This is a genomic window from Sphingomonas sp. (genome assembly GCF_024508665.1).
In the GTDB taxonomy this organism is placed as follows: domain Bacteria; phylum Pseudomonadota; class Alphaproteobacteria; order Sphingomonadales; family Sphingomonadaceae; genus Sphingomonas.
Genome location: NZ_JANINP010000004.1, coordinates 228009 through 248039, shown reverse-complemented (window position 1 = coordinate 248039; position 20031 = coordinate 228009). Strand labels below are relative to the sequence as shown.

The following is a 20031-nucleotide window of genomic DNA, read 5'->3' as shown; positions in this document are numbered from 1 at the left end:
CCGCATGGGAAGCATCATAACCCGGTGCCGAGACTTCTCGGTTCCCGCTTCCCAGAGGCTCAACCGGAAGGAGTTATCCCTATGGCGGCACCTGTCGTCACCATGCAGCAATTGCTCGAAACGGGCGCGCATTTCGGCCACCAGACGCACCGCTGGAACCCGAAGATGAAGCCGTATCTGTTCGGCGACCGCAACGGCGTCCATATCATCGACCTGTCGCAGACCGTGCCGCTGTTCGCGCGCGCGCTCGAATTCGTCAGCTCGTCGGTCGCGTCGGGCGGCAAGGTCCTGTTCGTCGGCACCAAGCGTCAGGCGCAGGAGCCGATCGCCGACGCCGCGCGTCGCGCCGGCCAGCATTTCGTCAACCATCGCTGGCTGGGCGGCATGCTCACCAACTGGAAGACGATCTCCAACTCGATCAAGCGCCTCAAGAGCCTGGAAGAGCAGCTTTCGGGCGACACGCACGGCCTGACCAAGAAGGAAGTGCTGCAGCTCACCCGCGAGAAGGACAAGCTCGAGCTCTCGCTCGGCGGCATCCGCGACATGGGCGGCGTTCCCGACGTGATGTTCGTGATCGACGCCAACAAGGAAGAGCTGGCGATCAAGGAAGCCAATACGCTGGGTATCCCCGTCGTCGCGATCCTCGATTCGAACGTCTCGCCCGACGGCATCGCTTTCCCGGTTCCGGCCAATGACGACGCCGCGCGCGCGATCCGCCTCTATTGCGAGGCGGTCGCCATCGCCGCGACCCGTGGCGGCCAGCAGCGTCAGGCCAACGCCGGCGTCGATCTGGGTGCCCAGGTCGAAGCCCCGGTCGAGGAAGCGCTGAACGCGGAGCCGATCGTCGGTGACGAAGCCCAGCAGGCCGATATGGCCGCCGAGGCCGAGCGCCAGATCGACGCGTAATCCGTCGCCGAACCGTCATGCGGGCGGGGTAGGGCGACGACGCCCCGCCTCGCCCGCAACCACATTCTGACTAGAAGGACTGAGAACATGGCCGAGATCACGGCAGCAATGGTCAAGGACCTGCGCGAGAAGAGCGGCGCAGGCATGATGGACTGCAAGAAGGCGCTGGGCGAAGCCGGCGGTGACATGGACGCCGCAATGGATTGGCTGCGCACAAAGGGCCTCGCCGCCGCCGCCAAGAAGTCGAGCCGTACCGCGGCCGAGGGTCTGGTCGGCGTCGAGGTTCAGGGCACCAAGGGCGCCGCGGTCGAAGTTAATTCCGAAACCGACTTCGTCGCCAAGAACGATCAGTTCCAGACCTTCGTTCGCGATGTTACCTCGGTCGCGCTCGAGCTGGGCGATGATATCGCGACGATCAAGGCGGCACCGCTTGGTGGCAAGACCGTCGAGGAAGTGCTGACCAACAACATTGCGACGATCGGCGAGAACCAGACGCTGCGCCGCGCGAAGAAGCTCGAAGTGTCGAAGGGCGCGGTCGTGTCCTACGTCCACAACGCGCAGGCGCCGGGCCTCGGCAAGATCGGCGTGCTCGTCGCGCTCGAGAGCGAGGCTCCGGCCGACAAGCTCGAGGCGCTCGGCAAGCAGCTGGCGATGCATATCGCGGCGGCCTTCCCGCTCGCGCTCAACGAGGAAGACCTCGACCCGGCAGTGATCGAGCGCGAGCGCGCGATCGCCCAGGAAAAGGCGTCCGAGAGCGGCAAGCCCGCCGACATCGTCGCCAAGATGGTCGACGGCGCGATCGCCAAGTACCGCAAGGAGAATGCCCTGGTCAGCCAGCTGTTCGTGATGGACGGCAAGACCAAGATCTCCGACGTGGTCGCCGCGGCGGCCAAGGAAGCCGGCTCGCCAATCACGCTGAAGGACTATGTCCGCTTCCAGCTCGGCGAAGGCATCGAGAAGGAGGAATCGGACTTCGCGGCGGAAGTCGCGGCGGCCTCCGGCGTCCCGCAGCCGGCCTGATCCGACGACTCGAATGAACAAGGGGCCGCGTCGCGAGGCGCGGCCCTTTTTCGTATCCGCTATCCGCTTGGCTTCGGGGCATGACGCCCCTAAGGTCCGCGCCACTTCACGACCCGAAGGTGTAGATGTCCAGCCCCGCCTATAAACGCATCCTCCTGAAACTCTCGGGCGAGGTCCTGATGGGGGAGGGGGGATTGGCGATAGATCCCGAGGTCACCGCGCGTGTTGCCGGCGAGATCAAGGACGCCAGGCAAGCGGGGCATGAGCTCTGCGTCGTGGTCGGCGGCGGCAACATCTTCCGCGGACTATCGGCGGCAGCAAAAGGCATCGAGCGGGCGACCGCCGATTATATGGGCATGCTGGCGACGGTGATGAACGCGCTGGCGGTGCAGAACGCGCTCGAGCAAATCGGCGTCGATACGCGAGTGCAATCCGCGATCCCGATGCAATCGGTATGCGAACCGTTCATTCGTCGCCGCGCGGTGCGCCATCTCGAAAAAGGCCGCGTGGTGATCTTCGCCGCCGGCGTCGGCTCGCCTTTCTTCACGACCGACAGTGGCGCAGCCCTGCGCGCAGCCGAGATGAATTGCGACGCATTGTTCAAGGGCACCTCGGTCGATGGCGTTTACAATGCCGATCCCAAGAAGGACCCGGCTGCAAAGCGTTATGAGACCGTCAGTTACGACACGGTGCTCGCAGACAATCTGAAAGTCATGGACGCAAGCGCGATAGCCTTGTGCCGCGACAACAATATTCCGATCGTGGTGTTCAACATCCGCGAGCCGGGCAATCTCGCCTCGGTGTTGCGTGGAGAGGGCGTCTCGACGGTGGTGCAGAAGGAAGGATGACACATGGCCGCCTATGACAAGGCCGATCTCGAGCGCCGCATGGCCGGCGCGGTCGAAGCGCTGAAGCACGATCTCGGCGGGTTGCGGACCGGCCGCGCGTCGACCGCTTTGCTCGATCCCGTGACGGTCGAAGTGTACGGATCGCACATGCCGCTCAACCAGGTCGCGACCGTGTCGGCGCCCGAGCCGCGCATGCTGTCGGTGCAGGTGTGGGACAAGTCGAATATCGGTCCGGTCGAAAAGGCCATCCGCTCGGCTGGTCTTGGCCTCAATCCCATCAATGACGGCAATACGTTGCGCCTGCCGATCCCGGATCTGACCGAAGAGCGCCGCAAGGAGCTCGCCAAGCTGGCCGGACAATATGCCGAAAAGGCGCGCATCGCCGCCCGCAACGTCCGGCGTGACGGGATGGATTCGCTCAAGACGGACGAGAAGAAGGGCGTGTTCTCGGAGGATGAGCGCAAGCGCCACGAGACCGAGGTGCAGAAGCTGACCGACAGCACGATCGCCGATATCGATGCTGCGGCGACGGCCAAGGAAAAGGAAATCCTGGGCCAGTGAAGCCTGCTGCCGCCACCGATCTGGCGCCGGCCGCGGCGACCGTGGCGTTGCCGCGTCACGTCGCGATCATCATGGACGGCAATGGCCGCTGGGCGAAGAAGCGCCATTTGCCGCGCCTCGCCGGGCACAAGATGGGCGTGGAGGCAGTCCGCAAGGTCACCCGCGCCGGCCGCGCGATGGGGATCGAGGCGATGACGCTCTATGCGTTCTCGTCGGAGAATTGGCGGCGTCCCGAAGAGGAAGTCGGCGACCTGATGGGTTTGCTGCGGCATTTCATCCGCAGCGATCTCGACGAACTGGTCCGCGAGAATGTGCGGCTGCGGGTGATCGGCGATTACCGCCGCTTCTCCCCCGATCTGGTTGCGATGATCGACGATGCGACCGGGCGCACCTCGGCCAATACCGGTCCATTGCTGGCAATCGCGCTGAACTACGGATCGCAAGCCGAGCTCGCGGGTGTAGCCCAGGAACTGGCGCGTCGCGTCCGCGACGGCGCCATGGCGATCGAGGATATCGATACTCAGGCGATCGAAAACCTGCTCGATACGCACGATCTGCCGCCGCTCGATTTGTTGATCCGCACCTCGGGCGAGCAGCGGCTGTCGAACTTCCTGTTGTGGCAGGCTGCCTATGCCGAGTTGCTCTTCGTCGACACGTTATGGCCCGATTTTGATGCCGAAACGTTGAGCCAGGCGATCGCCGCCTTCGGGCGGCGCCAACGTCGTTTCGGAGGCCTGTGAGCGACCGTCCCGCGCGCTCGTCGAAGCGCCCGCCCGAATTGCTGACCCGTACGGCGGTGGGCTTGGGCCTGATGGCGCTCGCGCTCGCCGCGATCGTGCTCGGCCATTGGATATTCTGGCTGGTAGTGTCTGCGATGACGATGGTCATGATCGCCGAATGGGCCGACTTGGTCGGCGCTACGGCCAAAGACAAACGCGGCGCGATGCTGACCCTGGTCGTCCCGCTGACGGTGATGTCGCCCGCAGCGTGGGGGCCCGGCTGGTTCGCCTTGGGGATTGTCGGCGCGGCGGCGGTGTTCGTCGCCGCGGTGTTCAAGCCCCGGGCGCTGGGGCTAGGCATGATCTATGTCGGCGTGCCGGTCCTGGCGCTGTTGGTGATCCGGGAAAATCGCGAATTCGGGCTGATCTATACACTTTGGACGTTGGCACTGGTCTGGATGTGCGACATCGGCGCCTATTTCGCCGGCAAATATATCGGTGGCCCGAAACTCGCCCCGACGGTCAGTCCCAACAAGACCTGGGCCGGACTGATCGGTGGCATTGCCCTGGCGACGGTATTCGGCTGGTTTCTCCATTGGCAATTCGGCCTGGCGGTTCGCCTGACGCTCGCGACTCCGTTCCTGGCATTGCTGGCTCAGGGTGGCGATCTGTTCGAAAGCTGGCTTAAACGCCGCGCCGGCGCGAAGGACAGCGGAACCTTGTTCCCTGGCCATGGCGGCGTGCTAGACCGGCTCGACGGGCTAGTGCCGGTGGCGCCGGTAGCAGCCTTTCTGGTCGTCATCGTTCCCCTCCTTTACGTCTGGCATTGATGAAGACAGTCACTATTCTGGGCGCGACCGGTTCGGTCGGTACATCGACGCTCGACCTGATCGAGCGTGAACCGGATCGCTTCAAGGTTCGCGCGCTGACCGCCAATTGCGACGTCGAGAAGCTCGCCGCGGCGGCGCGGCGGACTGGGGCCGAATTGGCGGTGGTCGCCGACGAAACTTGCCTGCCGGCGCTACGCGACGCGTTACGCCATACCGACACCGAGGTAGCGGGCGGTGCGCAAGCAATATGCGATACGGCGCGGTTGGGGGCCGATCTTACCGTCGGGGCGATCGTCGGATGCGCCGGGCTGCGTCCGGTGATGGCAGCGGTGGAACAGGGCGGCACTGTCGTGATCGCCAACAAGGAACCCTTGGTGTCGGCGGGAGAATTGGTGCTCGACGCCGCGCGGCGTTTCGGTGCGACGCTGCTGCCCGCCGATTCCGAGCATAATGCGATCTTTCAATGTTTCGATCCCGCCCAGGCGAAGCATGTTCGCCGCATCATCCTGACCGCGAGCGGAGGTCCATTCCGCGACTGGAGCCTGGATCGCATGCGCAACGTCACGCCACAACAGGCGGTCGCGCATCCCAATTGGACGATGGGCGCCAAGATCTCGGTCGATTCGGCGACGCTGATGAACAAGGGGCTCGAACTGATCGAGGCCGCGCGGCTGTTCCCGGTCGATGCCGACCGTATCGAGATCATCGTGCATCGGCAGTCGCTGATTCATTCTCTGGTCGAATATGCTGACGGATCGGTCCTTGCGCAGCTGGGACCCGCCGATATGCGCACGCCGATCGCCTATTGCCTTGCCTGGCCCGAACGGATGGCGACGCCAATGGCGCCACTCGATCTGGTCGCGATCGGCAGGTTGGATTTCGAAGCGCCGGACGAGGCGCGCTTCCCGGCCCTGACGCTGGCCCGGCACTCGCTGGAGACAGGCGGGGCTCGTCCCGCGATCCTCAACGCTGCGAACGAGGTTGCGGTGGCGGCGTTTCTGGCGGGCCGTATCGGGTTCCTCGAAATTGCCGCAATCGTCGGCGATACGCTCGACCGCTACGACCCGCCCGCGCCCGAGACACTGGACGACGTACTGGCTATAGACGATGAAGCGCGTACCATCGCGGGCGAGCGTGTAGAGGATTGCGTTACCTGATGCAGAGTCCCAGCCTGATCCTGTACATTGTCGGCTTCGCGCTGTTGCTGGGGCCGCTCGTGTTCTTCCACGAGCTTGGCCATTATCTCGCCGCGCGGCTGTTCGGCATCAAGTCGGAAGTATTTTCGATCGGGTTCGGCCGGGAAATCACTGGCTGGACCGACAAACGCGGCACCCGCTGGAAGCTGAGCTGGATCCCGCTTGGCGGCTATGTCCGCTTCGCCGGCGACATGAATCCTGCCAGCCAGCCGGATCCCGCCTGGCTGGCGCTACCCCCGGCTGAGCGCGCTCGCACCTTCCAGGCCAAGCCATTGTGGCAGCGCGCGATCGTCGTACTGGCCGGGCCGGTAACCAATTTCTTCCTGGCTTTGCTAATCCTGACGGGGTTTGCGCTGGCCTATGGCGACAATCGCACACCCTCGACGGTAGCCGGGGTCGAGGCGGGGAGCGCCGCTGCGGCGGCCGGCCTTAAAGCCGGGGACAGGATCACCGCGCTGGGTGGACGCCCGGTCGAGACGTTCGAGGATTTGGCCTATTACGTCCAGCTGCGCGCGGGCGAGCGGGTCAGGATCGATTTCGACCGCGGCGGTGTCGCGATGGCGAGCGACACGGTCATCGGCAAGCGGCACGTCAAGGACAAGTTCGGCAACGAAGGCGATATCGGGATGCTGGGGGTGCACGCTGCCCAGCCGGTTTTCGTGCGAGTCGGCGTGCTGCAGGCACCGGGTGTCGCGTCCAGAGAGCTTTGGGCGCTGGTCCGGCAGACCGGGCAGGGGCTTGGCCAGCTGATCAGCGGGCGGCGGCCGATAAAGGACATGTCCGGTGTCGTAGGCATGGTGAAATTCTCCGGCGAGCAGCTCAGCATGGGATGGCCGGACTTCATCTGGCTGGTCGCTATCATCTCCATTAATTTGGGGTTCATCAATCTCTTGCCAGTCCCCATGCTCGACGGAGGGCATTTGCTGTTCTACGCGATAGAGGCTGTGCGGCGGCGTCCGGTGACGCCGGCGATCCAGGAATGGGCTTTTCGCGGTGGGCTGGCGGCGATCCTGTGCTTGTTCCTGATCGTGACGTTCAACGACCTGGGCAAGGTGGGCTTGTGGCAGCATCTCGCCGGGTTGATCGGCTGAAGCGGTTAGGGCAGGGCGGGCGCGCCCGTAAATCACGCGACGGCAATGTCTCCGGCTGGGGTGGAATAGTGAAAGTTATCAATACGTCGAAGTTCGGAACGCGCGCCGTAACGGTGCTGCTCGCGGGGACAATGCTCTCGGGGGTCCCGGTCGCTGCTGCCGCCCAGACCGCGGCCCAGCCCGCTCCGGCGCCCGCCGCCGCGGCACCGCAGACCCCTCCTGGCGCGCCCCAGACCGCGCCAGCCGCGCCGACATCGCCGGCGGTGGCGCCGCAGCGGGTGATCCGTTCGCTCCGCGTCGAAGGGTCGCAGCGTATCGAGCCGGAAACAGTGCTGTCCTACACCAAGCTGCGCGTGGGCCAGGCCTATACCAATGAAACGCTCGACCAGGCGCTGCGCGACCTGCTCGCCAGCGACCTTTTCGCCGACGTGTCGATCGCCGGCGTCGAGACCGGAGAGATCGCGATCCGCATCCGCGAGAATCCGATCATCAACCGCGTGATCCTGGAGGGGAACAAGACCCTCAAGTCCGACAAGATCACCAAGGAAATCAAGCTTGCACCGCGCCAGATCTTCACGCGTACCGCGGTGCGCCAGGACGTCGCGCGGATCGTCGAGCTTTATCGTCGCCAGGGCCGCTTTGCTGCGCGGATCGAGCCGAAGATGGTCAGCCTGGACCAGAATCGCGTCGACGTCGTGTTCGAGATCGATGAGGGGCCAAAGAGCAAGGTCCGCGCGATCAACATAATCGGCAACAACGTCTTTTCCGATGGCAAGCTCCGCGAGCAGATGGTCACCAAGCAGGCGCGGCTGACGCGCTTCATGTCGTCCAACACGTCCTACGACCAGGATCGGCTGGCGTACGACCAGCAGAAGCTGCGCCAATTCTACCTGACGCAAGGGTATGCGGATTTCCGCGTGACCTCGGCGGTCGCGGAGCTGACTCCGGACAAGAAGAACTTCATCATCACCTATGTGGTGGAAGAAGGCCCGCGCTACAAATTCGGCAATGTCACTGTCGACAGCGACATCCGTGATTTCGACAACAACAAGCTTGCGGCGGGCCTCGGGATCAACAAGGGCGACTGGTATAATGCCAAGCGCGTCGAGGATTCGGTCGACCGTCTGAACGAGACCGCCGGTTTGTTCGGTTACGCGTTCACCGATGTGAACCCTGAGTTCAATCGCGACCCCGACAAGCTGACCATGTCGATCAATTTCCACATCGCGGAAGCCAAGCGCTCGTACATCGAGAAGATCGACATCACCGGCAATCGCAACACCCAGGATAAGGTCGTTCGCCGCGAAATCCGCCTGGCGGAAGGCGATGCGTTCAACAGTTTCCAGGTCAAGCGCTCGCAGGACCGCATCAACTCGCTGGGCTTCTTCCAGGACAAGTTCGAGATCAAGCAGGAGCAGGGCTCGGCGCCCGATCGCGTCGTGCTCAATGCGAATGTCGAGGAAAAGGCCACAGGCGAATTGTCGCTATCGGCCGGCTATTCGAGCCTCGAGCGGTTCATCATCCAGGCCGGCATCACGCAGCGCAATTTCAGGGGCAAGGGGCAGGAGCTCCGCGCCAATGTCGACTATTCGGTCTATTCGAAGTCGGTCTCGCTCGGCTTCACCGAACCGTATCTGTTCAATAAGAACGTCGCGGTCGGCGTCGACATCTTCCGCCGCGACTACAACTCGTTCAATTATCTCGGCGACCAGCGTCAGACGACTTATTCGCAGGTCTCGACCGGCTTCCAGGTCCGCACCGGCGTGCCGATCACCGAATATTGGTCGCTGTCCGCCCGATACGGGTTGACCTATGACGAAGTCGGACTGGACAAGGCGACCTATTATTCGGACACGAACGCAGACGGTATTCCCGATACGTGCGATCCCCTCAAGGCGGGGCGTTATCTGTGCGACGCGATCGGCAATCGTTTGTCGTCCGTACTCGGCTATTCGTTGGTCTATGACAGCCTCAACAGCCGTCTGAGGCCGACCGCGGGCAAGCGCTTGGTGCTGAGCCAGGACTTTGCCGGGCTCGGCGGCGACGTACGCTACGTCCGGTCGCGGATCGAAGCGTCGAAATACATCAACCTCGGCCACAACTGGATTTTCTCGGTCAATGGCGAGGCCGGTTACATCGCCAGCCTGGAGAAGAGCCGTGGCGCCGGCATCGACAAGGTGCGCATTACCGATCGCTTCTATCTCGGCGAGCCGCAGATTCGTGGCTTCGACATTCGCGGCGTCGGCCCGCGCGTCCGGCGTATCAATTACCTCAACACGACCGACTCGAATGGTGTCGTGACTGCGCAGACGCTCGATCCCGACAAGAAGAACTATATCGATGACGCCTTGGGCGGCCGGGCCTATTATCTCGTGCGGTTCGAGCTGCAGCCGCCGCTTTCGGGCGGTGCGCGCGAGCTGGGGCTTCGTCCGTCGATCTTCCTCGATGTCGGTGCCGTCTGGGGTGTAACCAGACCACAGCTGACGACGTTCCCGTCTCACGTCGATGCCAATGGAAAAACGATCTACGACCCGATCGTCACTCCGGTCCGCAACGGCTCGGGCCAATTACTCTATAGCTACACCGATTCCAGCGGCTCGGTTGTGTCGACGACCTGTGCAACCGGTATTCCGGACGCAAGCGGCAATTGCGTCGGCAGCACTGCCAACAATGCGCTGACCACCTCGGCCGGACCGTTCCTCGAGCAGTTCCTCGGTGACACGCCGCGGCCGCGCGTGTCGATCGGCTTCGGGGTCAACTGGAATTCGCCCTTCGGGCCGCTCCGCATCGACATCGCCAAGGCACTGCTGCACTCGCCCGGCGACGATACCAAACTCGTAACATTCAACGTAGGGACCCAATTCTGATGAAGAGCATGATCAAATATCTCGGGATCAGCGCCGTCGCGCTGACGACCGGCCTGGCGCTGGCGCCCACCGCCTCGGCGCAGTCCGTCGCCGTGGCCGACCCGCAGACCGCGATCCTGAAGACGACCGCGTTCACCAACGCGATCAACCAGATCAAGACCACCTACAAGACCGGGCTCGACCAGGCCGAAGCGATCCGCAAGGAACTCGCTCCGCTGGAGCAGGCGTTCGACGCCAACAAGGATGGCCAGCTCGACGATTCCGAGCTCGCCAAGCTGCGCGCGTCACCCAATTTCGCCTCGATCCAGCAGAAGGAGCAGCAGGCGTCGCAGGCGGAAATGCCGGCCTTGCGCGCCCGCGCTTATGCGATCGAGCAGATCTCGGCCAAGTTCCAGCAGGCCTATGCCACGGTCAAGACGACCAAGCGCGTCAGCCTGGTGATCCGTCCGGAAGCGGCGCTCGACTTCGACGCCAATGCCGACATCACCGACGACATCACCGCCGAACTCAACAAGCTGGTGACGACCGTCAGCATCACGCCGCCGGCCAATTGGCAGCCGGGTGGCAACGCTGCCGGTGCTCCGGCGGCGCCGCGCGGCAACCCGCCGGCGGGCGTCCCGGGCGCCGCGCTGCCCGCGACCCCGGCGCCTTCGACCGGCAAGAAGCCGTCCGGACGGTGAGCGAAGACGCGACGGCAGCCGCATCCATCGGTCCGCTCGATATCGGGCGGGTGATGGCGGCGCTGCCGCACCGCTACCCGATGCTGCTGGTCGATCGTGTCGAGGAATTGATCCTCGACCGGTCGATCGCGGCGATCAAGGCGGTGACGATCAACGAGAGCTTCTTCCAGGGACATTTCCCCGGACGGCCGATCATGCCCGGCGTGCTGATCGTCGAGGCGCTGGCACAGGCCGCCGGTGTCCTGGCGGTGGAGAGCCTGGGCCTGGCCGGTTCGGGCAAGCTCGTTTATTTCATGGCGATCGACGAGGCGAAGTTCAGGAAGCCGGTCGAACCCGGCGTGCTGCTCCGCCTGGAAGTCGAGTTCGTCCAGAAGCGCTCGTCTGTGTGCAAATTCGCCGGCCGGGCGCTGATCGACGGGCAATTGGCCGCCCAGGCGAACTTTACGGCGATGATCGCCGATCCGCCGGCGGCTTGACGCGGCGGCGCCCACGCGCCGCGCATCGTTGGGGACATTTTTCGAGAGAGTTGCGCCGGCGGACACCCTCTGCTAGGCGCCGCGGCTTCGCTGCCGGTCGGAAACCGGGAGCTTTCAAAAGGATTTCGCGACGTGAAGAAAGACACTCACCCCGATTACCACATGATCAAGGTCCAGATGACCGACGGCACCGTGTACGAGACCCGCTCCACCTGGGGCAAGGAAGGCGACACGATGACGCTCGAAATCGACCCCTTGTCGCATCCGGCCTGGACCGGTGGCCGCGGCCAGATGCTCGATGCGGGCGGTCAGGTGGCGCGCTTCAACAAGCGTTTCGGCGGGCTGTCGCTCACCAAGAAGTAAGCCGCGCCGCTTCGGCGGCTGCGTAGCGTTCGACGCCGCGTTCCTGCTGGGAGCGCGGCGTTTGCGTATCGGGCGAGCGCGGTGCTTAACGCCGTCTTAGGCATCGCGCGCATAGCATTTCCGTCATGGAAGCCAGGCAGATCAACATATCGGCGGAATTCGAACCCGCAGTGATGAACCGCCGGCGCGCGCCCCGCGCTCCGGTTTCGCTCGACGCCAAGCTGGGCAGGGGCGGGCTCGACCGCACTTTGTGTCGGGTGACCGATCTGTCGCCCCAAGGCGCACGCATCTCGACCTATTCCTCGCTCAAGAAGGACAGCGTGATCTGGCTGACGTTGCCCGGCGCCGGTCAGGTGGCGGCAACGGTGCGTTGGGCCGATGATTTCCAGGCTGGTTGCCTGTTCCACCGGCCACTGCCCGACCATTTGTACGAAGCACTGGTCGAGGTTGGCACGGTCTGAACCGGCTGGCGTTGCGTCCGGGAGGCGCAATACGCTCTATTACGTATCGAAAACGGCCGGAATCTGGTAACAAGTCGCTCGGATAATCCCATGCGTCGCACGCCAGGCATCTCGCTTTATCATCCTCCCGCCCGGAAACCGACGGTGATGCGGCGCTATGGTGCATTCGCCGGGATCGGACTGCTGGTTGGTTCTGTGGTGGGGCTGGGCCTCACTCAGATGCCGGTCGGCCAGGTCGCCGCCGTCACATCGACCACAGAGAAAGGCTGTGTCCAGCCGCGCCGCGCCGATGCCGCAAAGCGCTGTGATAGGCGGCAGCCACCCGATCGTTGTGCGCCGACGCCGCATTGCGATCGCGGTGCTGGCGAGCCGCGTTCGACGCGTCGCTAATCGATAAACGCCGCCAATTCGTCGGGCGAGCCGGTAGGAAATGCCTTTTTCAGATAGGTCAGGAACGCCGACACGCGCCCGCTCAGAAGCCGGGCAGACGGATAGAGTGCCCACAAACTGGTGTCGGGCTCGTCGACATCGGCCCATGCCACAAGCCGACCAGCCGCCAGGTCATGGCTCACCAGCGAAAGCGGCAAGCAAGCGGCACCGACTCCCTGCCGAACCGCGTTGCGGACCATTGCCATCGAGGACAGCGACAGGATCGGGTCGATCGCGATCGTCGACCGTTCGTTTGTCGTAGTCACGTTCCAGTTTCGCGCCAGATCGGCCGGCCCACGCACGACAGCCTGTACCGCCGCACCGGCGATGGGCCGAACAAAGGTGGGTGCTGCCACAACCACCTGCCTGTCCCGCAGGAAAACTCGCCCGATCAGGCTTTCATCGGGTCGTGGATTGACCCGTATGACCAGATCATAGCCCTCCTCGATCATGTCGACAGCGCGATCGTCGGTCGTGACTTCAAGCCGCACCTCGGGATAGTCCAGCGCGAAACCCGCAGCGAGGCTGCCCATCGCGACCTGCGAAAAGAGCGAAGGGGCACTGATCCGCAAGCGGCCGCGCGGCGCGTCACCCCCCGCTGCTATCGCCGCCGCGGTTTCGTTGAGCTCGGCCATCAGTCGCGCGGTCCGTTCATGGAGCGATCGTCCTTCTTCGGTGAGCTTTAGATCGCGGCCGCCGCGTTCGAACAGCCGCACTCCCAGCCCGGCCTCCAATTCCGACACCCGCCGGGAAAGGGTTGCCTTGGGGCGCGTGGCCGCCCGCGCGGCGCGTCCGAATCCGCCATGTTTGGCGACGAGGTTGAAATCGGCCAGCGCGAGAAGATCCATGTGTTCCACTCAGTAGACGGACTGTCCAGATATAAGGTCTATTGGCTCAATTGTGGATCACTAGTTTCGGAGGCGTCAATCATGACCCCTCAGGAGACACATCATGACCATTCTCGTTATCGGCGCGACCGGACGCGTCGGGCGCCATGTCGTCGATCAGCTCGTCAACCGCGGGGTCGCCGTGCGCGTGCTCACCCGCGACCCGTCGAAAGTCGATTTTCCTGCCGCGGTGGAGATCGCGCAAGGCGATCTGCTCGATATCGATGCGCTGCGCGCCGCGTTCACCGGCGTCGACGCCTTTTTCCTGCTTAACGCGGTAACCGGCGACGAATTCACCCAGGCGCTGATCACCCTCAACATCGCGCGCGAAATGTCGGTCGATCGCCTTGTCTATCTGTCGGTGATCCATGCCGATCGGTTCGTGAACGTGCCGCACTTTGCGGTGAAGTCCGGTGCCGAGCGGATGATCGAGCAGATGGGATTCAGCGCCACCATCCTGCGTGCTTCCTACTTCATCGACAATGAGCATATGATCAAGGATGCCGTCTTCGACTACGGCGTCTATCCTATGCCGATCGGCGGTAAGGGTATCGCGATGGTCGATACGCGCGATATCGCGGAGGTCGCGGCGATCGAACTCGTCCGCCGCGCGCAGGCGCCGAGCGCGCTGCCGGTCGAGATCATCAATCTGGTCGGCCCCGACACGCTGAGCGGTTCGGATGTCGCCGCGATCTGGTCGGACGTCCTCGGCCGCCCGGTCGTCTATGGCGGCGATGATCCGAGCGCGTTCGAGCAGACAGTGGCGGGTTTCATGCCGAGATGGACCGCTTACGAAATGCGCTTGATGGCGGAGCGCTATGTCAGCGACGGCATGATCCCCGAGGCAGGAGACGTCGAGCGCCTCACCCGCTTGCTGGGCCGCCCGCTTCATTCCTATCGCGCCTTCGCCGCGGCACTCGCCGCGTCGGAAAAGACAGTGGCCTGAAGCGCCGATGACGATGATCGAAAGGGGCTACTCTCCGGGAGCGGCCCCTTTGCGATCGAAGATGCGCCTTGGCGGAGAGGGTGGGATTCGAACCCACGGTGGGCTTCCACCCACGGCGGTTTTCAAGACCGCTGCCTTAAACCACTCGGCCACCTCTCCGCGCGCGAGCAGCGCTTTGGTCAAGGACGGCGATTTGTGCAAGTCGCGCGACGATGGGATTTCACCTTTGCCGCCCGCTGTGGCACGGTCTGCCGATGCGCGGACGGGGTATGATGGGACGAATGGCGGCGGCGGTCACGCTGGCCGCCGGGGTGTGGCTGACGTCTGGGTCGGCCAACGCACAGGACGATTCGGCGTTTCAGGCCTATCTCCAAGGCGTGCGCAGCCGTGCGATCGCTCAGGGCGTGAAGCCGTCCAGCGCCGATTCGGTCCTGGCCGGGCTTACCTTCAATCAGCGCGTGATCGATCTCGACCATGCCCAGCCGGGCGGCAACCCGGCCAACCCGACCAACAGCGCGTCACCGCCCTTCGCGCCCTATCTGCGCAGCCATGTCGATGCAGCCCGAATCGGACAGGGTAGGGCGAAGTATCTGGCAGAACGCGCGCATCTCAGCCGGATCGAGGCCGAAACGGGCGTGCCCGAATCGATCATGGTCGCGATATGGGGGCATGAGACCAATTACGGCCGGATCATGGGCAATTTCGACCTGCCGCGCGCCCTGGCGACCTTGGCCTATGATGGCCGTCGCCGCGCGCTGTTCGAAGGCGAGCTGATCGCCTCGATGAAGATGGTCGATCGCGGCGTCATGCGCAGCCAACTCGTCGGCAGTTGGGCGGGTGCGATGGGCGGGCCGCAATTCCTGCCATCGGTCTATCTGCGCATGGCCCGCGACGGCGATGGCGATGGTCGTGCCGACATCTGGAACAGCGATGCCGATACGCTCGCCTCGATCGCCAATTATTTCTACAATGCCGGATGGCGGCGCGGGCAACCCTGGGGCCTCGCCGTGTCGGTGCCGGCGACGTTCGATCGCTCCGGCGTCACCAACAAGCTGATCTCGCCGCGCTGCCCCAAGGTGTTCGCCCGGCAAAGCGGTTGGCGAACGATGGCCGAGTGGCGTGCACTGGGGATCGTGCCGCAATCCAAACCATGGCCTGCGGGCAATGTGCAGGCTACGCTCATCGAGCCCGACGGGCCGGGCAAGACGGCTTATTTGCTGACCGGCAATTACCGGGTCATCCTCGACTACAATTGTTCGAATTTTTATGCGTTAAGCGTGGGGCTGCTGGCGGATGCGGTGGAATAAGGGGGGACTCGCATTCGCGCTGGGACCGTGCATGGTCCTGTTGGGGTGCGCTGGAAGCTGGGAATCAGACGGTGGGCCGCGTTCGCCCTCGCTGGTCGCTGGAGGCGCGCTGCAAGGCGGTTATCCACAGACCTATCCACGAATTGTTCCACAAGACGCGCCGCAACCCAAGGGCCGGCCAGCGCCGCTCTCCGCCGATGAAGCGGATGCCGGACCGCCGTCATCGGATGGCCCGAGCGCCACGTCGGGGCGCGGGGAGTCGCGCTACGATGAGGTCGGCTTTGCCAGTTGGTATGGCGATGAGCTGGCGGGCGCGCGGACGGCATCGGGCGTTCCGTTCGACCCCAAGGGCTTCACCGCGGCCCATCGCACGCTCCCGCTCGGCTCCTATGCCGAAGTGACCGCGCTCGACACCGGACGTACGATCCTGGTCCAGATCAACGACCGCGGGCCGCACCAGAGCAATCTGCTGATCGACCTCTCGCAGGGTGCGGCGCGGACGCTTGGTATAGCCGGACGCGAGGCCGTTCGCATCCGCGCGGTCACTGCCAGCCCGTCCGATCTTGCGGCACTGCGCGCCGGCCAGCCCGGTGTGCCGCGGCTGGACACGCCGCCATCCTTACTCGCCGGCCTTCGCCAGCGGTTGACTGTCGGGCGCGCCTGGGGCGAAGAACCGCCGAGGACGCAATTGCGCCCGCCACTCGTCCGCATTCCGCCCGAGCCGCAGACCGCCAAAATGCCCGGGAAAAAGCCAACACTGTCCGGTGCGCCAGGGACGGGAGGTTTCTACGTCCAGGTCGCCGCATTTTCGAGCCAAGCGCGGGCCACAGCCCTCTCCAGGAGTCTGGGCGGCCATACCGTGCCGGCAGGCTCGGTATGGCGTGTGCGGATGGGCCCCTATTCGACGAAAAATCAAGCCAGCCAGGCACGTGACGCGGCAGCGGCACGCGGCTATGGCGATGCTCGTGTGGTCCGCGAGGACTGATCCACCCGCCTTAGCGTACGGACTGTTGTCACCATGAACTATATGCCCAAGATGATCCACCTGAGCGCGGCGTCCGCTCTGGTCCTGGCCGCCATGCCGGCCACTGCCGCCGCGCCGACCTTCGATACGCCGGCGCCGGTCGCCTATATGGTCGACATGTCGTCGAACGCGGTCCTCTATTCGAAGGACCCGGATCATCGCATGCCGCCGGCCTCCACGGCGAAGATGATGACGGTCTATGTCGTGTTCGATATGATCAAGAAGGGCCAGCTCAAGCCCGACCAGCAATTCACGATGAGCCCCGAAACCTGGCGCAAATGGCACAGCCAGGGGTCGACCATGTTCCTCAAGGCCAACGAAAGCGTCAGCGTCGACAATTTGCTCAAGGGTATTGTCACCCTGTCGGGCAACGACGCCTGCGTCGTGCTGGCGGAAGGCATTTCGGGCACCGAGCAGGCGTTCACCGACCGGATGAACGAAGCGGCCAAGAAACTGGGCCTGACCAACAGCCATTTCGGCACGTCGAATGGCTGGCCCGATAACGGCGTGACCTATGTCACCGCGCGCGACCTCGCCAAGCTGGCAGAGGCGACGATCCGTGACTTCCCGGATCTCTACAAACGCTATTATTCGTTGCCCAATTTCACCTGGGGTACCCAGATGAACGGTAGCGCGATCGACCAGGCCAATCGCGATCCTCTGCTCGGTGTCGTTGCCGGCGCGGACGGCCTCAAGACGGGCCATACCGAAGAGGCAGGCTACAGCTTCGTCGGCTCGGCGATCCAGAACGGCCGGCGGCTGGTGATGGTGGTGGCGGGGTTCACCAGCTACAACCAACGCAAGGACGAATCGATCAAGTTCATGAACTGGGGCTTCCGCGCCTGGCAGACGCATCCGATCGTCGCCAAGGGTAAGCAGGTCGCCACCGCCGAGGTCCAGCTGGGATCGTCGAGCAGCGTGGGGCTGGTCGCAGCGGACAATCTGGCGATGACCGTGCCGTCGGGGACCACGCCCAACACCAACGCCAAGGTCGTCTATGACGGTCCGCTCAAGGCGCCGATCAAGGCGGGCGACCATGTCGCCGATCTGATCGTGACATCACCCGGCATGCCCGACCAGCGCTTCCCGCTGGTCGCCGACAAGGACGTCGGCCAGGCAGGGTTCTTCGGTCGCGCCTGGACCGGGCTGATGCAATTGTTCGGCGGCTGACGACAGGTGGCGCGCGGCAAGTTCCTCTCGATCGAGGGCGGCGAGGGCGCGGGCAAGTCGACCCAGGTCCGCCGTCTCGCCGACGAACTGCGCGCGCGCGGCCTGGACGTCATCGTCACGCGCGAGCCCGGCGGCAGCGAAGGCGGGGAGGCGATCCGCAACCTGTTGATGCAGGGCGACGTCAAGCGCTGGAGCTCGCATACCGAGGCATTGCTGTTTGCCGCCGCACGCGCCGACCATGTCGAAAAAGTTATCCAGCCCGCGCTCGGCATCGGCACCTGGGTGATCAGCGACCGCTTCATCGATTCGTCGCGCGCCTACCAGGGCGTGGCGGGCGGCATCGACGATGCGGCGGTGCTTGCGCTCCATGCCTTTGGGTCGCGCGGATTATTGCCCGATCGCACCTTGGTGCTGGAGGTTCCACCGGAGATCGGCGCTGAACGCGCCGCTGCGCGCGACGGCGCGGCGGCGGATCGCTTCGCCGCGCGCGAGCGGGCTTTCCACGATGACGTAGTCGCGGCGTTCCGTCGATTCGCGGCGGCCGAACCCGACCGCGTTCGCTTGATCGATGCCGCGGGCGACGTCGAAACGGTGGCTGCAGGCATGATCGAGGCGGTCGCCGACCTGCTGCCATGACGTCACTCTACGGTAACCTTGTGGCGCGGCAGGCTTTTTCCGCCGCGATCGATAGCGGATCGCTCCATCATGCCTGGATTTTCGCCGGCCCCGAAGGAGTGGGCAAGGCGCAATTTGCCATGCTCGCGGCGCGGCGCCTGCTGGCCGGGCCGGGGCAGCCCGAAGATTTCGCGATCCCGCCAGGCGATCGTACGCAGCAATTGATTGAGGCGGGATCGCATCCCGATCTTAAGGTGCTGCAACGCCTGCCGCGCGACGAGAAGAAGCCGGAACAGGGCCTGGCACGGTCCATTCGCGTCGACCAAGTCCGGGAGCTCGACCATTTCCTTGGCGTCAAGGCGACCTATTCGGATCGCCGCGTGGTGGTGATCGACACCGCCGACGATCTCGAACGCCCCGGCGCGTCGAACGCGCTGCTCAAGAATCTCGAGGAACCGCCGGCGGGCACGGTGTTTCTGCTGGTCAGCCACGCGCCCGGCCGCTTGCTCCCGACGATCCGTTCGCGCTGCCGGATGCTACGGTTCGAGCCGCTCAATGACACGGAAATGCGCGCAGCCCTGATCGACTCGGGCGTGGCTGCTGGCGAACTCGACGAACTGGTTCGGGTGGGGGAGGGGTCGCCAGCCCGCGCATTGGCAATGGCGGGGCTCGACATCGCTGGCCTGGACAAGGCTCTGGCTGAATTGGCGCAGGGCGATTCGAGCAACGCAGTGCGCGCGGAACTCGCCCGATCCTTGTCGTTGAAGGCGGCGCAGCAGCGTTACGAGGCCTTTCTCGAGCGTGCGCCGAGCTTCATTGCGACGGCCGCCCGGACTCGTTCCGGCGAGGCGTTGCGGATCGCACTCGATGCGCATGACGCGGCGCGCAACCTTGCCGCCGGCGCATTGGGGCTGTCGTTGGATGCGCAGGGGACAGTGTTCGAAATGGCTGGTATCGTGGCGAGGCTGGCGCCGGTCAGCCCGCGGGCCAGGTCTCAGCGCTGATCAGCGCATCCGGGTCGGGCGTCGTGTCGAGATAGAGCGGTCGCGACGGCCGTTTGCGTTTCTTCTCGACCGGATCGAGATAGGCTTCATCGCCTTTCGCACTTTTTGGCTTCAACTTCGCGTAGCGCGTGACGAAATCTCCGGTGAGCAAATTCCAGCTGATCTCGTGCGTATCATGCTGGAAGGTCCGGCTATAGGATGAAGCGTCGAGCCCGATCAGCCGCATCTTCTTCGCTGCGGCGTCCCAGCGATAGCGATAGGTCGCCTCGATCGCGCTTGTCCCGCCAGTCAGGTCCTTCACCACCAACACGCCCCTGACGACCGATAATTGCGCCGGGCCGAGCGCGGAGGATTCGAGGTCGTGAATGCCCGCGGGATCGTGGCCCAGGTCAGTTTCGGTACGATAAGCGAGCAGGACGTGAAGCCGACGGCTGTCATTGCCATTCTCGATGAACGCCGTGTCGGCTTCGCCATCCCCATTGAGATCGCCATCGACGCGCACTTCGACCGTAGCATCCTGGGCAATCGCGTTCTGAAGTTCGGCGGGGCTCGCGACGGGAACATGCTGGGCGCTGACCGGCGCGGCGGTCATCAACAAGGCCAGGGCTGCGACACGCATGGTCATGGCGAA

At 64.4% G+C, this 20031-nt stretch carries 21 protein-coding genes and 1 tRNA gene; 19 read left to right on the top strand and 3 right to left on the bottom strand.

The window, feature by feature from the left end; all coding sequences use genetic code 11:
- The first annotated feature begins 81 nt into the window (after positions 1-81).
- From rpsB to Q0L25_RS08310, 13 genes are all read left to right on the top strand, one after another.
- On the top strand, positions 82-906 hold the full coding sequence (gene rpsB / locus Q0L25_RS08370) for a 30S ribosomal protein S2 (protein ID WP_296613277.1): 825 nt from the start codon (positions 82-84) through the stop codon (positions 904-906).
- An 87-nt stretch (positions 907-993) separates the two neighbouring features.
- Complete coding sequence (gene tsf, locus Q0L25_RS08365; protein WP_296613275.1) at positions 994-1926, top strand: translation elongation factor Ts; 933 nt, start codon at positions 994-996, stop codon at positions 1924-1926.
- A gap of 125 nt (positions 1927-2051) precedes the next feature.
- Entirely contained in the window at positions 2052-2774 is a 723-nt protein-coding gene (gene pyrH / locus Q0L25_RS08360) for a UMP kinase (protein WP_296613274.1), read from the top strand.
- 3 nt (positions 2775-2777) lie between these two features.
- On the top strand, positions 2778-3335 hold the full coding sequence (frr, locus tag Q0L25_RS08355) for a ribosome recycling factor (RefSeq protein ID WP_066819768.1): 558 nt from the start codon (positions 2778-2780) through the stop codon (positions 3333-3335).
- Positions 3332-4075 (top strand): isoprenyl transferase, encoded by a 744-nt coding sequence (locus tag Q0L25_RS08350; protein ID WP_296613271.1) that lies wholly within the window; start codon positions 3332-3334, stop codon positions 4073-4075. The genes frr and Q0L25_RS08350 overlap by 4 nt, the downstream gene beginning before the upstream one ends.
- Positions 4072-4884: a phosphatidate cytidylyltransferase gene (locus Q0L25_RS08345; protein WP_296613270.1), complete on the top strand. Its 813-nt coding sequence runs from the start codon at positions 4072-4074 to the stop codon at positions 4882-4884. The genes Q0L25_RS08350 and Q0L25_RS08345 overlap by 4 nt, the downstream gene beginning before the upstream one ends.
- A complete protein-coding gene (locus Q0L25_RS08340; RefSeq protein WP_296613268.1) occupies positions 4884-6041 on the top strand; it encodes a 1-deoxy-D-xylulose-5-phosphate reductoisomerase in 1158 nt (385 codons plus the stop codon). Before Q0L25_RS08345 ends, Q0L25_RS08340 begins: the two co-directional genes overlap by 1 nt.
- Entirely contained in the window at positions 6038-7171 is a 1134-nt protein-coding gene (locus tag Q0L25_RS08335; protein ID WP_296613413.1) for an RIP metalloprotease, read from the top strand. Before Q0L25_RS08340 ends, Q0L25_RS08335 begins: the two co-directional genes overlap by 4 nt.
- A gap of 131 nt (positions 7172-7302) precedes the next feature.
- On the top strand, positions 7303-10038 hold the full coding sequence (gene bamA / locus Q0L25_RS08330) for an outer membrane protein assembly factor BamA (RefSeq protein ID WP_296613411.1): 2736 nt from the start codon (positions 7303-7305) through the stop codon (positions 10036-10038).
- Positions 10038-10718: an OmpH family outer membrane protein gene (locus tag Q0L25_RS08325; RefSeq protein WP_296613266.1), complete on the top strand. Its 681-nt coding sequence runs from the start codon at positions 10038-10040 to the stop codon at positions 10716-10718. Before bamA ends, Q0L25_RS08325 begins: the two co-directional genes overlap by 1 nt.
- Positions 10715-11194: a 3-hydroxyacyl-ACP dehydratase FabZ gene (fabZ, locus tag Q0L25_RS08320; RefSeq protein WP_296613265.1), complete on the top strand. Its 480-nt coding sequence runs from the start codon at positions 10715-10717 to the stop codon at positions 11192-11194. Before Q0L25_RS08325 ends, fabZ begins: the two co-directional genes overlap by 4 nt.
- Before the next feature lie 132 nt (positions 11195-11326).
- Entirely contained in the window at positions 11327-11557 is a 231-nt protein-coding gene (gene rpmE, locus Q0L25_RS08315) for a 50S ribosomal protein L31 (RefSeq protein ID WP_066583243.1), read from the top strand.
- A gap of 125 nt (positions 11558-11682) precedes the next feature.
- Entirely contained in the window at positions 11683-12018 is a 336-nt protein-coding gene (locus tag Q0L25_RS08310) for a PilZ domain-containing protein (protein ID WP_296613262.1), read from the top strand.
- A 386-nt stretch (positions 12019-12404) separates the two neighbouring features.
- On the opposite strand, the gene Q0L25_RS08305 is transcribed toward Q0L25_RS08310, so the two are convergent.
- Positions 12405-13295: a LysR family transcriptional regulator gene (locus Q0L25_RS08305; RefSeq protein WP_296613260.1), complete on the bottom strand. Its 891-nt coding sequence runs from the start codon at positions 13293-13295 to the stop codon at positions 12405-12407.
- Between the two features lie 103 nt (positions 13296-13398).
- Here Q0L25_RS08305 and Q0L25_RS08300 point away from each other — a divergent pair, with 103 nt between their 5' ends.
- Entirely contained in the window at positions 13399-14280 is an 882-nt protein-coding gene (locus Q0L25_RS08300; protein ID WP_296613259.1) for an SDR family oxidoreductase, read from the top strand.
- Positions 14281-14349: 69 nt separating this feature from the next.
- On the opposite strand, the gene Q0L25_RS08295 is transcribed toward Q0L25_RS08300, so the two are convergent.
- Positions 14350-14439: transfer RNA gene (locus Q0L25_RS08295), tRNA-Ser, on the bottom strand.
- Positions 14440-14561: 122 nt separating this feature from the next.
- Between Q0L25_RS08295 and Q0L25_RS08290 the strand changes: the two genes are divergently transcribed.
- From Q0L25_RS08290 to Q0L25_RS08270, 5 genes are read left to right on the top strand one after another with little or no spacing between them, the layout of a single operon-like run.
- On the top strand, positions 14562-15587 hold the full coding sequence (locus Q0L25_RS08290) for a lytic transglycosylase domain-containing protein (RefSeq protein ID WP_296613409.1): 1026 nt from the start codon (positions 14562-14564) through the stop codon (positions 15585-15587).
- Between the two features lie 31 nt (positions 15588-15618).
- Complete coding sequence (locus Q0L25_RS08285; protein WP_296613257.1) at positions 15619-16572, top strand: septal ring lytic transglycosylase RlpA family protein; 954 nt, start codon at positions 15619-15621, stop codon at positions 16570-16572.
- A 42-nt stretch (positions 16573-16614) separates the two neighbouring features.
- Complete coding sequence (locus Q0L25_RS08280) at positions 16615-17781, top strand: D-alanyl-D-alanine carboxypeptidase family protein (protein ID WP_296613407.1); 1167 nt, start codon at positions 16615-16617, stop codon at positions 17779-17781.
- Positions 17782-17787: 6 nt separating this feature from the next.
- On the top strand, positions 17788-18417 hold the full coding sequence (tmk, locus tag Q0L25_RS08275) for a dTMP kinase (protein ID WP_296613255.1): 630 nt from the start codon (positions 17788-17790) through the stop codon (positions 18415-18417).
- Positions 18414-19400, top strand: a complete 987-nt coding sequence (locus Q0L25_RS08270) for a DNA polymerase III subunit delta' (RefSeq protein WP_296613254.1) — start codon at positions 18414-18416, stop codon at positions 19398-19400. Before tmk ends, Q0L25_RS08270 begins: the two co-directional genes overlap by 4 nt.
- Here Q0L25_RS08270 and Q0L25_RS08265 read toward each other — a convergent pair.
- Positions 19372-20025: a hypothetical protein gene (locus Q0L25_RS08265; RefSeq protein ID WP_296613252.1), complete on the bottom strand. Its 654-nt coding sequence runs from the start codon at positions 20023-20025 to the stop codon at positions 19372-19374. The genes Q0L25_RS08270 and Q0L25_RS08265 overlap by 29 nt on opposite strands.
- Positions 20026-20031 lie beyond the last annotated feature (6 nt).